The sequence below is a fragment of the Arcticibacter tournemirensis genome, from assembly GCF_006716645.1.
GTDB classification, from domain to species: domain Bacteria; phylum Bacteroidota; class Bacteroidia; order Sphingobacteriales; family Sphingobacteriaceae; genus Arcticibacter; species Arcticibacter tournemirensis.
Genome location: NZ_VFPL01000001.1, coordinates 218,156 through 233,612, shown reverse-complemented (window position 1 = coordinate 233,612; position 15,457 = coordinate 218,156). Strand labels below are relative to the sequence as shown.

The window sequence follows — 15,457 nt, the reverse complement described above, 5'->3', positions numbered from 1 at the left end:
CTGTGCTATGAAAAAGATGCTCTCTGTAATCGTGCCATATCTATTCGTATTCCTGTTTGTATATACAGGCTATGCAAAACTTACAGATCACGCCGCTTTTGCCAGTGTGCTTTCCAAATCAGTGATAATAGGCGCTCAGGCAGAAGCGTTTGCCTGGTTGATACCGTTGTCGGAGCTGGCCATATCATTGCTACTGGTAATACCGAAAACGGTCAGGGCCGGATTGTATGCCTCGCTGGCACTTATGCTGGGCTTCACCATTTACCTGATCATCATGATGCAGGTACAACAGAACCTCCCCTGCCACTGCGGAGGGGTGATCTCTCGTATGACCTGGGGACAGCATATAGGATTCAATACCGGCTGGATCATGCTGGCTGTACTGGCTCTAAAACCCGGACTCCTTTCTATCGGAACTATTAAAGCGCGTTTATATACGTTCAAGCATCAATTCAATCATTTATTTCATTCATCAAATTCAGCATCATGAAAAGAATCATGTTGAGCCTGCTCGTGGCAGCCACAGCAGCAGGCGTAAGTGCGTTTACCAACGCACCCGCAAACACAGCCGGGTACGGACAACTCAAAAGCGGTATGATCTCAGGCAATTTCCTTGTGAACAAGGGGACCAGCAACTTCCAGCAACGGGCATCGGTTGATCCTCTTGCTAACTGTAATGACACCGATTCCCGCCACTGTGTGTACGATGTCACCGCTTCAGGGAAAACGAATATTCCCGATCAGACAAGTTACAGCGACTCAGAGGTCACCACCTATCTGAGTAACGGGTGGATAGCAGCAGACGCCGATTCTCAGCCCGCCCTGTACGATAACTAAAGGACTCTCTCCTTTTGAAGAAGAGACCGCTCCCCATGGGGAACGGCCTCTTTCAATAAATATGCACTCTGATAAATAAGATTATAAGGAGCCTTCAATAAAAGAAATAAACGCTTCTTCGCTGCGCCTGGGGTCCGGAGGAGAGGTGGTGATGAGCTTCCCATCGGCCGAAATGACCATCAGCTGCGGATAACTATCAAAATTATAATACTCCGGAAGAGGGCACCTCCCGGTACCGGTACCCAGCCAAAGGTTAAGCTCGTGCTTGCCCGAATATTTCTCTTCTTTCACACTCCTGAGCCACTGGTCTCTTTTACGGTCTATACTTACCGATATAAACAGCACACGCGGATTGTCTTTATATTTCCCGGCCAGAGGCTTTAACTTTTCAGCCATAAGGGTGCAGCCATGGCAACCTGTAAACCAGAAATCCATTACCAGAAGTTTTCCACGGAGATCGGCCAGCCGCACCACCTTTCCTGCTTCATCCCAAAGCGAAAAGTTATATGCAGGTATACCGGCGCTTATTCTCGTCGCATATTCCCTCAATGCCCGGCCATAGCGGCTGTCGCCGGCCTTATCAATACTCTGGCTTAGCTCTTTTTCGGTAAGATTCTTCCCTTTTCCACTCCGGTAAAAGGCCAGCAAAAGAAGCTTATCACGCAGCATCCCCTGATAGTTCCGGGCAATAAAGTCCGTTAGTTCTTCAAACGTACATTTACGAAAAGCATCCGCAGAACTATTGCGGAACGCCAGCAATGCCATATCCTTTTTCAGCAGGAAATCAGCATAAAAGTACGATTGCGTAAGCAGCCCCTCGTCTCTATTATTCCCTTCTTTGAAACTTCCGAAATAGCGCATAAACACCTTTTTCGTATCATCAAATGAAGCACGCAGATCAGGCTCGTCTCCCGCAAGACTAAAGTGGTTCACCATCATCGTATAATAGTAGGCCAGACAGTCTGTGGCCAACAGCGCTGCAGCCCGTGCGCTGATCTGCGGGCGGTACTCATTCAATATCCCCGAACACACCGTATACAATGAATCGAACTGCTGCTTCTTTGCTTCCAGTGCCTCGCTGTAGCGAGCCTGCCGGTACAGGTTATTTGAGCGGCTGAAACTGCCGATCCCGTTCCTGAATTTCCGCCGGATGCGGAGCATGCAGGTCATTTTGGTGGCTGCATTTCCGCTGAACCATACACCGTTCTTTCTGCGGCTAAGGTGAATAACGACGGTATCGCCATCCTGCAAAAGCCATGGATCCACCCCCAGTGGCTGACGAAGATCGGGGTCTTCGCCCTGGTGATACGCGGCCTTGTATGAAAGCCTTACATAGCTGTATGCCTCCGGGAGCAGGATAACATGACGGCTTTCCCGCCCTGTTATCTTTTCCTCTCCGGCGTTTGCCTGTAAAGAATAAAGAGAGTTAACCCCTCCTTTTAAAGTTTCGTAGCGGAATACCGCGTCCTCCAGCATGCTGCTGTCTTCGGCGATCAGGTCGATCACAGCCTGTAAAGGTGGCGCCGCAGGCCCTGCCTGTCCGGCTAAGGAGGCCGAAATAAGAAGAAAAAGCGTACAGGCAAAAAGCAGGCGCCATCGTATTTTTAACTTGATACATTTCATAAAGCGGTGATTATTAACGTTCATTCTGGGTTATCCCGCTAAGAGCGATCTCGTCGTCGGGAATCGGGAGCACATACCGGGGCGAATTGGGTTCGAGTGTATACGTTTCGCCGTTCAGCTCGCGGCTGAGGACGATGCCTGCACCTTCTTTGTTGAGCCGCTTCAGGTCGGGCCAGCGAAGGCAGCGCCACGAAAGTTCTTTCCGCCGTTCCAGTAAAACCTTGTCCAGCGCCTCCTGCGGTGTGGCAGCCGTAACAGGCACGTAAGCTGCCGTGTTCACAAATCTCTTTTGCAGCAATGTGTTCAATGCCAGTAAGGACGCCGCCGTTTCCCCTCTCCTGGCGAGGCATTCAGCCTTAACGAGATAAACTTCGTCGGTAGCCAGGCCCGTGAACGGATAGTTTCCGCTTCCGTAATACCCCCTTTTTCGCGTGTAGCTTCCATCGGCCGCCCGGGCGTAAAACACTTTCAGACGCAGGTCGCTGGCAGCATACAAACCGGTAAGGGCAGCCGGCACCTTAGCAGCCGATGAGGTGGATGCCTGTATAAACGTATAGGCCTGGGTGGCATTCGCAAATCCGCAGGTATTATAGATCAGCTCGTCGTTGGTGGTCGAAAAAGGAGTAGCCGACGAGGTGCTCACGCTGTTGTAGTCAATAAGCCTGCTATACAGCGCCAGGCACGAATCAGCATATGCCTCTGCCTCCGTATAGTGTCGCATATCCAGATAAACACGGGCAATCAGGGCATAGACCGCTGGCTTTGACGGACGGAACAAATCTGTGGAAGGCCGCGCAGCCGGTAACAGCGGGACGGCAGAGCGCAGATCGGTCAAAACCTGGTCCATACTCCGCTTCAGGGAAGCGCGCTGCGCTATCTCGTTAACCCCGGCATTCAGGCGGATCGGAATTCCGGCATCTGTGGCAGCCGTTGCTTCGTCATACGCCTTACAAAAATTGCGGACCAGATCATAACAGGCGTAGGCGCGCTTAAACAGCGCCTGGCCTTTAATAAACTGGCCGGTCGGGGTACCGGCGCTTTCCGACGATGCCAGCCCTTCCAGCACCGCATTCGTGTAAAATATTTGGGTGAAGGCAACATTCCAGTCGCGCACGTTCTTTTCGCCGCCGTATATATCCTTTGCCCAGATATACGAGTTCCTCTGAGTAACAGAGGCCGAAGCCTGCCAGCTGGCATAACTTACTTCGTATTCGTCCGCAGCCAGCTGAGGCAAAGCCGCCGTGTAGTTAAAAATCGTATTATCCAGTAACTGCTGAAAGTCGGTAAGCCTGGTGGGCGAGACAATAGCAGTCGAGCTCTTTTTATCAAGGAAGCTGTCTTTATCACATGCCGCAAGTAAGAGCAGAATGCCAATCCAGTAGTTGTTCAATAAATGTCTTTTCATTTTTGTTCTGTTTAGTTGATTATCAGAGCGCTGCTTTCAATCCGAATGACAGCGAGCGGACCGCATACCACGGTTCAGGATCGATGTGATGTTTGTTAGCCCGCCAGAGAATGCCTGCATTATCGAGGTAAGCAAAGAGATCGAGATTACGGAAGGGATGCCAGGCGCTTTTCCCTGCATGATAGTTCAGCCGGAGGTCGCGGAGACGGATGTTGCCTGCATTTTCTACCAGGGCATCCGAGTACGTATAAAGGGCGCTGCGATAGGTGTTGGCCGGATATATCAATGCCGGGACGTTAGTTATCAACTCATCGCCCGGTTTCTGCCAGCGTTTATCGTAATCAGCCTGCCCCGCATATACCACACCATTTCCCCCGTAGAGCGAACTGTTATCCAGCGACTGCCTCCTGAAATAGTAGCCCAGCTTATAGCTGATGTTTACCGAGAGGGCAAATCCTTTGAACGTAAAAGTATTCATCAGGCTTCCCGAGTGTACCGGCACGGCAGGGCCGTTGTAAACCAGATCGGCGCGGTTCGAAGAATTGTAAATACCACTGTAATCGTTGCTTTGTTCACCATTCAGGTAGCCGAGCGGCGCGCCGGTGGCATCCAGCCCGGCATATTTAAAGCTGAAAACAGCATATTGCGGATAGCCCGGCAAGGGGTTAATAGAGTTAGTAGTTACCACGCTGAAGTTGCTGCCGCTTTCAACCATGTATTTCGTTACTTCATCCTTGCTGTAGTTATACAGCAGGCCGGTGTTCCAGCCGAAAGCCCCCTTCAGGTTGACAGAATTAAGCTGCACATCCACTCCCCTGGAACGCGTGTTAGCCGAATTGCCCTTAAAAGAAACGACTCCCGTTTGAGGAGCAAGAGGACTCTGGCCAATCAGGTCTACCCCTTTCTTCCGCCAGAGGTCGACACTTCCGCTCAGCCTGTTCTCTTTCAGTCTAAAATCAAGCCCCAGGTTCATATTCCGGACTTTTTCCCACCTCAGCGATGGGTTGGGCGGATTTACAATGGCGAGGTACAGGTCGTTGTACATATTCAGGTTGGTACTTCTGCCCGAGGCCGTCAGCAGCGCCGAAAGGCTGTTATCCACATTGCCGGTATAGCCGTATGTAGCCCTTATCTTCAGCGAGGGCAACCAGGCAAAGCGGTAAAAAGGCTCGCCGGTGGCATTCCAGGCAAGTCCGGCGCTCCACAGGGGAACCCCTTTCTGGTTGGTTTTCACGCCAAACAGGTTTGATTCATCCTTCCGTATACTCATGGAGGCAGTATACCTGCCTGAATAGGTGTAAGAGGCATTGGCATAAGCCGACAGAAAATGATATTCCGTGCCATCCTGCGACAGCACCGTGCTGATCGTTCCGCTCCCAGAGCCATAGTAATAAGGATAATACCGGTCGGGAATGATCGCAGCGTTCTGGTTGGTAGCAGTTGCCGGATTGTAGCCATACAGCGTATAGCCTGTATTAAAATTAGTAACCTGCCTTATTTCGTATCCGGCTAGTGCTGTCAGCGAATGCTTGTGCCAGGTATGGTTATAATCTGCCTGGAACCTGCCGTTGTGCGACCGTGCCGAGTTCTCTCCATTCACAAGAATGTCGCCACGGGGCATTCCATACGTTACCGACGAGCCGGTTATCTGCGTAAAGGTGTTGATCAGGCTGCGCGTATAAAACGACTGTTCCTCATTCAGCCTGCCGGTTTCGCTGTCCCCCCGCTCATAGCCATAAATAAGAGAAGCATTCAGGCTGTTATTCACGCGGTAGTTCAGGGAGAAATTGAGCAGGTAGCTGTTCCGCTCTGATTGAGCCGTGCTATAGCCCTTCCTGATCTCGTCAAGCGGGCGGTACTTCCAGTCGAGCAGCTTACCGGCCCCGGCAGTATCCGTATAGGCCAGTCGCAGCGACCCCGCCGCATTATTTACCAAAGCAAGCGCATTTCCCTCGTTATCTGCCAGGCGGTCATACGGATACAAGCCGGAAACCGACGCTCCCGATTCAGAGCGGCTGGCCGTATAAACAAGGCGGGTAGCCAGTTCCAGCCGGTTATCAAGCAGAAAATAAGAATGGTTGGCATTCAGGCTGACGCGGTCATTATCGCTGTTACGCACATTTTGCAGATCTTTATCATAGCCTGCCGAGAAATAATATTTTGCAGACGTACTTCCGCCCGAAATGGCAGCATAGTATTGCTGATTGAGCGCATGCCGGTAGTAATAGTTAAGGAGGTCTTTTCTCGAATCGTACCCTTTCAGGGTATTGATACGGGCAAGAGAATCAGAGGGTGATATCAGTCCATTTTTTGATGCAAGGAAGATCTCGACTGCCGGAGAGAGGCCGGTATATCCGTTACTGATTGCCTGGTTGTATGCCCCGCGGTTAAACAGAAACTGCTCGGCTTCGATATATTGATCAGCGCTCAGCTGCGGGAGGCTGGCAGCATATAAATCTGGTTTCTGTGTAACAGACACTGCCGAGCTGACCGTTAGCTGGGGCTTTCCATTGAGCCGCCCTTTGTTGGTAGTAATCACAATGACCCCATTTCCCGAGCGGGCGCCCCATACTGAAGCCGCCGTGGCGTCTTTTAGTACGGTAATATTCCGGATGTCGTTGGGATTGATATCTGTGATGCTGCCCTCATAGGGGAAATTATCTACTACTAAAAGCGGAGCGCCATAGCTGCCAAGCGTAGAGCGTCCGCGCAACTGAATAAAATTCAGCATATTCTGGTCGGTAGCACCCGGCTGACGGTTAAACACCAATCCGCTGGTTATTCCATCGAGCCGGTCAAGAAAGTTGGTGCTTACCCTGCGGCTCAGCAGGGCACTGTCTATCTGCACGAAGCTTCCGGTAGCCCGTTCTTTCGGGATCTGCTGATAGCCGGTGCTGACCACCTCAACCTCCTGAAGTTGGGTGGCATCGGGAACCATGGTAATAAGAAGGCTGGTTTTTACAGCCGGAACGGCAAGCTCTTTTGTTTTATAACCTATGAAGGAGACGAGCAAAACCCCATCAGCAGGAATCTGCCGGAGAGAAAATTCGCCATTCTTCCCGGTAGAAGTACCGGCTGTATGGCCTTTGATTTTCACGATGGCCCCGGTAAGAGGTTCGCCTCTTTCATCGACTACGCGACCCTGGACGGACTGAATGGTTTGCGCATAAGAACTGATAATATCAGAGAGGGAAAGAACTGTAATGAGGAGCAGATAGAATAAAACAATGTAAAGGCCTTGTAAACGATTATCATCATTGTATTTAGTTGTTGAAGAGTTCGAATAATGGACTTGCTTTCTGTGTTTGCTGGGCCGGAAAAACGGCAATGGGGATCCTGTGCAGCCTGTTTTGGGCTTCATTATCTGTAAAAGTTAATAGTTTCACACTAATTGATTAAGGAAAATTCCTCTGCACGGGGCCCCGGTGCGGGAATGGGGGGATGGGTAAAATACTTGCCAATGAGGCATGTCGCCTCATTCGGGGGCTCTGATGATATTTTTCTGGAACTGCTTTTTTTGAGTTTGTTGATTCATACTGTTCGCTCTTTAAGAACGAACCGACAGGATTCAGGAGGCTCTATTCCTAAGAAAATAGGGCCAGCGACTCGCATCTTAATGCAGCAAAGGCTCTGGTAGGCCTCCTACTCGTGGCAAATGCCAACTTTCGTTTTGCCAACCTGAAAAGGCCGGCGTAGTGATACAAAAAGACTATAAGCGAGCGCTTTGCCCTATCTTATTAGGATAAGTCCTAAAGATAGGACATTTGGCGCTTCACTCACGCTCGTATCACTAAAAATTTACCAGATTCTTGCTACGAGGTTCGTTTTACCAATGTTCTACTCTAACTTAATATATATTAAAATGTCACAAGTAATTATTTTTTACATTTTCATACAAATTGCACTTATAAGGGCTTTTTTTCAATACAAATATAACTTTTTATATATAAAAATTAAATTTATAAATCCAATTATAATTGGATGACGGAATAAATCGATTTGACCATCTTGAAAGCATGGAAAATATCGACTCCAAAGACCCTAATACGGATGATGAAGCATTTTACAGGCTATTAGGTTCAATCATTAAATATTTCCGTATCAAGGCAGGGTTTTCTACTCCTGAAGCATTTGTACATCTCACAGGAAGGCATCGCTCGCAATATTACGAGTACGAGTCCGGCAAAAACATGAACATGCTAACCTTCCGAGATCTGCTGTTTGAGCTTGGGGTTCAGGTTAGTGGGTGGTTGAACTTTGACTACTTAAGTGATAATTCTGGTCGTTCTAGGGTTGTGAATGAAATGAAAAAAGCAAGAGTATTGCAAGTAATGTCACAAGTAGCTATTCAAGAGAAAGCAGCGACAAATGTCAAAATAAGCTCCAAAGTAGCACAACGATATGTAGATATTTTAATTTCTTGCCTGGAAGCAAAAAGTCGCATTGAAATTTTAAGCGAATTTGAATTAAATACTTCGTACAATACCTTCAAAAGAGCTGCCAATAAATTAAAAGAATATGGTTGGCTGGAAATGACACAGACAGCTAAAAATGCTCCAAATCAAACTTACATTACCACTGAAAAAGGAAAGACTGTTATAAGATTAGGAGATAGCTCGGATAAAAATAAAGAGAGCAGACGAGAATAATATGCAAATTGATTCGTTTTTTTTGCATATAATGCATCGTTATTTTTAAGGCCATTGACAAATGAAATGGCTTTAGCTTATTTACTTTTGTACCAATTCAATATTCTTAGTTGTTTTATTCTAAGAATAAGCTTGCTGACTATGTTGGACGAAGGCTTTATTTGTTTAATACCACTGGTAGCTCTTGGTTACAATTTTATTGAAAAACAACGATAAAGTTAAAGTGGACGTTGACTTAGACAATACTATAGCAGACATTATTAGTATCAAGAATGCGAAATTATCATTAGTAAGGCATAGAATATAACACATGATCCATCATTATACATCTGTCGAAACGCTCGCCTTAATCCTTAAGTATGGAAAAATCCGATTTAATAGACTTGATTTAGTTGACGATGTTTCTGAGCTTGAAGGTATAGCACAATTTTTTTCAACCCATATATTTGTGTCGTGCTGGACCGAAGAGGCTGAAGAAAGCATCCCTTTGTGGAAGATGTATACACCAAACATGGCTGGGGTAAAAATTTCATTTCCTAAGAATCTGTTTAAGAGAAAATTTGTCCCGGCGTTTAATGAAGCGAATTATGGCAGTAATCAAGATTATTGGGGCCCCCTAAGTAAAGAAGAAACATTTACCGACAATTATATAATAATGAATTTGTTTGACAAACCAAATTCATTTTATAAGAAAATTGTTTATAGAAATGATTATCCAGAAATATACAAAAGTTTCTTCGTGGCTGATGAAAAAGGCTATCATGTTAAAAATACCTTTGATTTGGGTCTGTACAAAAAGACTCAATGGGAATTTCAGCAAGAAAGTCGTTTTACCCTGTTAGCACATCCTTTATTACCTCTTGATCATCCGCTAGTGAATCATTCCAAGTTCAAGCAAATGGAATTAGTTAATTATTGCATGAGCTATGGCATCGGAAATTCTGTTGAGTATATTGATGTGGAAATAGATAGTGATAAACTTCAAAATATTATCGTGACGACAGGACCTCTTTGTTCCCATTCTAATGAAATTATAGTGGAATCGTTATTGAAAATATATGCACCTAATGGCACGGCAAAACGTAGTGCACTGAAAGGGATTATCCGAAAGTAAATTGAGATCGTGAGCCTATACTTAATACTAACACCGGCAAGGGCATGTTTCAATTGATTAATGATGAAGATGAGGTGATTGATGTAATATTGGAAGAATTTCAGAAGGTAATCAACAACTGCTTAGTAGGTCTGCTTGAGACTGGGGACTTACTATTCCTTTTTTGCAGATGAGGGAGATGCAAGAGATTTTTTCACAGCAAGATCATATCAGAATAATTTGGAAGGCAGGCCACATTGGAGATTCCGGAGATGCTGACCCCGTACCGGGCATACTGACCCCCTAATTTGGCTTTGGCCCTTAGATTCTGAAGGCCTGACAATTTTACCTTTTTTTTCTTAGACTTTCACCTTTAAGTTCAATTCGGTAAGCGGTATGTACCAACCGGTCGAGTATGGCATCAGCAATCGTCTCTTCACCGATCACATCATACCAGCTTGCCACCGGCAGCTGGCTGGCGATGATAGTAGATTTGCGGCCATGACGGTCTTCTATGATTTCCATCAGATCCATGCGTTGCTGCTGTTCCAGGTGAGTGAGTCCGAAGTCGTCCAGAATGAGCAGTTCCGTGCGCGAAAGCTTTTCCATAAACTTATAGATGCTCCCATCAATCCGGCTCATCTTCGTGCGCAGCAGTAACTTCTGCAGGTTATAATAAGCCACTTTATATCCCTGTGCACAAGCCTGGTGCCCCAGGGCAGAAGCCAGAAAGCTTTTACCGGCACCTGAGGCCCCGCTGATCAGAACGGCATCTCCACTGGAGAGATAAGTTCCCATGGCAAGGTCCGTAATGAGTGAACGGTCAATCCCCCTGGAGGCATCCATGTTCAGTTCTTCCACAGAAGCCCGGTAGCGGAAGCCGGCATTTTTAAGCAGACGGTCAAAGCGTTTTCCGCTGCGCTGTTCCTGTTCGGCCTGCAGCAGCAATTGTAGGCCCTCTGAGAGGTTCAGTTCGTGATGGCGGCGGGTCTCCAGCAGTACCTGCCAACTGCGGCACATTCCATGCAGGCGCAGCTCTTTGAGTTGTGTTTCGATTTGCATATTAAAAGTGAATAGTGGATTGTATATAGTATTCTTTTCCTCTGATATTGTTATGGGCAGGAAGCGGATGTTCAATGCTCTCCTCCTGCAGATAGAGCGTCATGTTGTTCTCCAGTATTTTCTGGATGGCCTTATAGGAGCAGATCCGGTGCTGCACAGCGATCCGGCAAACACGGGTGAACTTTTCTGCCTCGGTATTCCGGTGTAAACGGAACAGGCCGTCGCAGGTGCGGTACAACTGCTCTGGATAACGGTCCTGCTGAAAGATGATCTCAAGGAGGCGGTAGAGATCTTCCGACTTATAACGGGCCCGCTCCAGGTAATATTCCGGACTGCGGTTCAGCCAGGCCTGATTAGCAGAACTCAGATGTTCCTTTACCGAAGTATATCCCCCGCTGTAGCTTCTGATATGGACAGCCACCTGTTTCCCTTCAGCATAGATAGAGACCATACTGCGGGTATAGATCACCTTTACTTTGGAACCAATCAGCGTGTAGGGAACACTGTAAAAGTGTTTCTGAACACTGACATGCCCGTTACTGGCTACCTTGGGTTCACAATAGTGTTTTAGTTCAAAGTCCTGCTGGGGCAGCTCAGAGAGTAACGGCTTTTCAGCGGCCAGGAAGCGTTCTTCCCTGCAGTAGTCCTTACGCTGCATGCGGGTCTGGTTATGCTCGCGTACTTTTTCGCTGATGGCCTGATTTAGAGAAGCCAGATCGAAGAACTGCCGGTTGCGCAGCCGGGCATACACTCTGGTATAGAGCAGCTTTACCTGGTTCTCAACCAGACTTTTATCGCGGGGACGGCCCGGTCTTGCAGGCACGACCGACATCTGATAATGATTGGCAAAGTCTTCCAGGCTCCGGTTGACCTCCGGCTCATACCGGTCTGCCTTGACGATAGCAGACTTAAGGTTATCGGGTACCAGTACCCGGGGTACCCCGCCCAATTCTTTCAGGCAGCAGGAAAGGGCATACAGAAAGTCACCGATTCGCTGAGAGGGTACAGCCATAGCAAAAGCATAATCAGAAAAAGGAAGACAGGCTACAAACAACTGGCAACTGATAATTTCCCCGGTCTGGCGGTCTGTATAACTGATCTGTTTGCCGGCGAAGTCGACGAACAGCTTATCGGCAGGCTCATGGCTTAATACAGAGGTCGGCTTACGGGCAACAAGCTGCTGATGCAGATGAAAGCAGAACTGGGAGTAGGCATACCCCTGGGGAAAACCCAGAATGTATTCATCCCACAGCAGTTTTTTAGTCATCCCTATTTTTTTAAGCTCTTTGGAGAGATATTCCAGTTTTCCTTTGAAATGAATATAACGTGGATCCTTATAAGCAGGATTACCGGAATGGAACCGGGTTTCCAGGACAGGATCCTCCAACTGAAGCAGTTCCTGTGGGTCCAGGGCAGCAGACTGAAGCTTGGCAAGATAAGACTTCACCGTGTTCTTGCTGATGTTCAGCGTTCGTGCGATGGCCTTAATAGAATAGCCCTGGGTGTGTAAGCGTAATAGTTGTTTTATCTGACTCATGGGTCTTGGTTTTCCGGCCATCAGCGATCTTCTTTTTTAATAAATTGGATCACTAAGTATAACCAAAACCAAAGTTAGAGGGGTCAATATGCTCCGGTAAAGCCTTCCCTTTAATCATATCAAGGGGGTCAACATGCTCCGGTACGCATTGCGCCTATCTCCTAGAGGGGGTCAGCATCCGCCGGAATGGCAGGCGATTCTGTTGAATTAAGCCGCATTCCTATGCGCTATTCTAACCGCTTTTGAGGGGTCAACATGCTCCGGAATATCCACCAGCAATTACGGACTACGTTTACCCTGATAAACCTAGACAGGCAGTGCTTGATGATCTTAGGTCTGAAGACCAGTAATTTTTGCAGCCTGGTTTAAATATTAGCGTAATGACCAATCAGCATATTTTCTACTTTTAGATATGCAGTAGTGATTTGTACACTTTTTTCTATGTTATATGGCACTTTACTAAAATCGCTTATATTGATCATAAATTCATTGGGAGGAGGACTATCGTAAGTAAAAAAATACCCGAATGGTTGATAGTTTATTTCAGACCACTTATATACACCTTGAGCACCAATATCGCCAACTATGCAATATCCAAGCATACGCTTTTTAGGAGATGAGTTTGAGTACAAATAAATATTTACCTTTTCTGGCCAGGCCATGCTTTCCCTGTTTAACAAATATTCTGAAATACCGGGGGAATCCCTAATCGCACCCAAGGAGTCTGCCGCCAAAAACATGATCAGTATTTGCTTAATTACGTTTTGGGGTTTAATAATATAGTTTCCCTGAATATATTCCGGAACTTTATTGTCTTTCAAGATCTTCATCCCCTGCTCCGCAAAACTGCAAAAATCCTTTACATACCAATTACCAGTACTGTTATTGCATGATGCACAAAGTGACTGTTTGCCAAATCCTCGTTGGGATTTTTTCATTTTACCATATAAATAGCTGTTCTCTTCAGTAAGATGTTCGTGGCTCTGAACAAAAATAGCTTTGTTGTTAAAAGCACATTGAGGCGGAATATGCTCAAACGTGAGCAATTCATGTTTACCACATAATGCGCATTTTTGTTGCGACATTCTGTTATTTTTATTGTCTACTTTTTTCATTGCGTGATCCAATTACGCTAAAAATTAAATATAAGAGATGAAAACCAATTTAATCGTATTAAGTTCAGATTCAGTCGATAGGTATGGATACAGAATCCACATTAAGGCATTGGAGATGATGCTACGAGATAGGATGCGAGAAGGAATACCGATGCTTTTTGGTCACGATCATCACAAACCTATTGGATGGGGTACTCCTTTTGCATTGTATTTAGAACCTCATCTAACCCGTCTGATTGCAATACAGGCAACACCAACCACCGAAGAAGAAAGTGAACAAGTATTAAACAACCATAATATTTTCAGGTCGAACAGATATTATAATTCATCAAAAAAGTACTTGGAAACATTTCATGAGGTTTTAAATCAAAAAGGCATTAGTGACTTTAAGATCACCAATATAAATTGCCTAACAGCAAATAGGGAAAAAATAGCCAGTACATTATTTCCAGAATTATTCAGTAAAGATTACCGGGATGAACTTGTTCCTTTTAGCATTCTTTTAGCAAGTTTCGACTATCTGGGACAAGGAGTATTTAAAAATAAAACATCCGAACTAACCGTATTTGCACATCGCTACTTCAGACGCTCTGAATCAGTACATAATACGCCAAATTCTGCATTTTTAGATCGATTTTTAGCTTTAAAAGATGAGCAAAGTTTAGATCTATCAATAAGGATTGACGAAAACCAGATTGGTTATGCTCCTTCATTTCAGGAATACATGGAGCTAGAGTACCAATGGGGGCCGAAGTATAGTGACGAACTTGAATCGATTAAGGAAGGACTTTCACGCCATGATTGTGATGATTTTGAAAGGGCGTATTACGGTTTCAGTAGAAGTGAGTTTCTTTGGGAATGGGATAAAAAGAAAACCAAGTTTTCGTTTCAAATGGAAGAGTTAAAAGATGAGGAATCTCCAACGGAACAAGACCAATACAATTGCAGGTATGTTCATACAGTGTATGATAAAGTTACGTCGTGCTTAGAGCATTTTGATGGTGCGGTGCGGGCATATGATTCTTATGAAATGTTGGAAAGATTGGACAAAGATTTTAAATCCTACGGAAAAAAATCACGCTACACAAAACTTTTTAAAATTAACGGCAAATTCCCATTGGAAACCTGGAAGCTTCTTGTCACTCTATATTTAAGGGGAAATCCTATTATATACGAATACTTCGGTCTGAAAAAAGACCTTGAAAAATTGAAATCTCCAGTGCAAAGAAAGTTGTCCATTAAAGAAAGTGTGATACCCTATGGCATAGAACCTGGTGATGGAATTCGTCTGCTAATATCGTATATTCCCATTCCTGAAAATCTCAAAGAAGGAAGATTTATAAATTCCTTCGATATTATAGGGGATATGGAGAAATCATATCGTTGCCTTGACTATTACATTTTAGAATTCAAGAAAGCATTGATGAGATTTGATTGTGACCTCGAAATCCCAGAGGATGTGTTATTGATCAGAAGCCCAGATAACTATTGGAACATACCATTAATCATGCATAATGGTGAAAATTCCTGGATCCTCTTAAAGGATACAATTGCAGCTTTTAAGTTGCTCTATTCCAAAATGATAGATAGGGAATATTTCTTTAAGGTATCAATGACGATAGGAATTGTAATTGACGGCAAAATCGTCCAAATTTCCGCATATGGCCCGGTTAGTGAGTTATATGAATGGCTGTTAGAAAATCTTCCTTTTCCTGATGAAGAAGAAACATTTGCTGATTGGGTATCTCATCAGAGAACATACCTCGAAAGATTTGCCTTTAATCCGGATAAGCCTTTGATGGCTGAAATGATTCAAATGGATGGAGTGCTCTACGCCAAGCGGACTTTGCTTAATTCCGAATATGAGTTCAAAGAAAATAGGCTACACAATTTTGAATGGACAATAAATTTGAATAAAGATGAGCAGCTTATGTTTGACGAACCGGGAATCGAGGCAATCCCATCTATCCATATATTGCAAAGTGTTTGTGCTGATTCTGGAGAAAATTATTTCACATCAAGGCGTTCTGCATGGCTTGATAATGGTTTTGAAGGAGTCAATTTTACCAAGTGGGCACCAATCGCTTTACATTGGGCTGAGACCGATAAAATAGCGTAGGTCTCAGAAGTTGGAAA

General features: G+C 45.5%; 11 protein-coding genes. 5 read left to right on the top strand and 6 right to left on the bottom strand.

Going from position 1 to position 15,457, the window contains the following annotated elements; all coding sequences use genetic code 11:
- The first annotated feature begins 7 nt into the window (after positions 1-7).
- Positions 8-490 carry a MauE/DoxX family redox-associated membrane protein gene (locus BDE36_RS01030; protein ID WP_141813401.1) on the top strand — a complete coding sequence of 161 codons (483 nt, stop codon included), beginning with the start codon at positions 8-10 and terminating at the stop codon, positions 488-490.
- Positions 487-837: a hypothetical protein gene (locus BDE36_RS01025; RefSeq protein ID WP_141813400.1), complete on the top strand. Its 351-nt coding sequence runs from the start codon at positions 487-489 to the stop codon at positions 835-837. The genes BDE36_RS01030 and BDE36_RS01025 overlap by 4 nt, the downstream gene beginning before the upstream one ends.
- Before the next feature lie 81 nt (positions 838-918).
- Here BDE36_RS01025 and BDE36_RS01020 read toward each other — a convergent pair whose 3' ends face one another.
- From BDE36_RS01020 to BDE36_RS01010, 3 genes are read right to left on the bottom strand one after another with little or no spacing between them, the layout of a single operon-like run.
- On the bottom strand, positions 919-2,460 hold the full coding sequence (locus tag BDE36_RS01020) for a TlpA family protein disulfide reductase (protein WP_161993432.1): 1,542 nt from the start codon (positions 2,458-2,460) through the stop codon (positions 919-921).
- A gap of 13 nt (positions 2,461-2,473) precedes the next feature.
- Entirely contained in the window at positions 2,474-3,865 is a 1,392-nt protein-coding gene (locus BDE36_RS01015; RefSeq protein WP_141813398.1) for a RagB/SusD family nutrient uptake outer membrane protein, read from the bottom strand.
- A gap of 22 nt (positions 3,866-3,887) precedes the next feature.
- Positions 3,888-7,226: a SusC/RagA family TonB-linked outer membrane protein gene (locus tag BDE36_RS01010; RefSeq protein WP_141813397.1), complete on the bottom strand. Its 3,339-nt coding sequence runs from the start codon at positions 7,224-7,226 to the stop codon at positions 3,888-3,890.
- Between the two features lie 655 nt (positions 7,227-7,881).
- On the opposite strand from BDE36_RS01010, the gene BDE36_RS01005 reads away from it, so the two are divergent.
- Complete coding sequence (locus tag BDE36_RS01005; protein WP_141813396.1) at positions 7,882-8,514, top strand: hypothetical protein; 633 nt, start codon at positions 7,882-7,884, stop codon at positions 8,512-8,514.
- A 310-nt stretch (positions 8,515-8,824) separates the two neighbouring features.
- Complete coding sequence (locus BDE36_RS01000; protein ID WP_141813395.1) at positions 8,825-9,628, top strand: DUF2971 domain-containing protein; 804 nt, start codon at positions 8,825-8,827, stop codon at positions 9,626-9,628.
- 324 nt (positions 9,629-9,952) lie between these two features.
- Here the strand turns inward: BDE36_RS01000 and istB are convergent, their stop codons facing one another.
- The 3 genes from istB to BDE36_RS00985 all read right to left on the bottom strand — a co-directional run bounded on the left by istB (position 9,953) and on the right by BDE36_RS00985 (position 13,321).
- On the bottom strand, positions 9,953-10,669 hold the full coding sequence (istB, locus tag BDE36_RS00995) for an IS21-like element helper ATPase IstB (RefSeq protein ID WP_141813394.1): 717 nt from the start codon (positions 10,667-10,669) through the stop codon (positions 9,953-9,955).
- Position 10,670: 1 nt separating this feature from the next.
- Positions 10,671-12,227 (bottom strand): IS21 family transposase, encoded by a 1,557-nt coding sequence (istA, locus tag BDE36_RS00990; protein WP_141813393.1) that lies wholly within the window; start codon positions 12,225-12,227, stop codon positions 10,671-10,673.
- A 344-nt stretch (positions 12,228-12,571) separates the two neighbouring features.
- Complete coding sequence (locus BDE36_RS00985; RefSeq protein WP_141813392.1) at positions 12,572-13,321, bottom strand: hypothetical protein; 750 nt, start codon at positions 13,319-13,321, stop codon at positions 12,572-12,574.
- Positions 13,322-13,358: 37 nt separating this feature from the next.
- On the opposite strand from BDE36_RS00985, the gene BDE36_RS00980 reads away from it, so the two are divergent.
- Positions 13,359-15,440, top strand: coding sequence for a hypothetical protein (locus tag BDE36_RS00980; protein ID WP_141813391.1), 2,082 nt, complete (start codon positions 13,359-13,361; stop codon positions 15,438-15,440).
- The last annotated feature ends 17 nt before the right edge of the window (positions 15,441-15,457 follow it).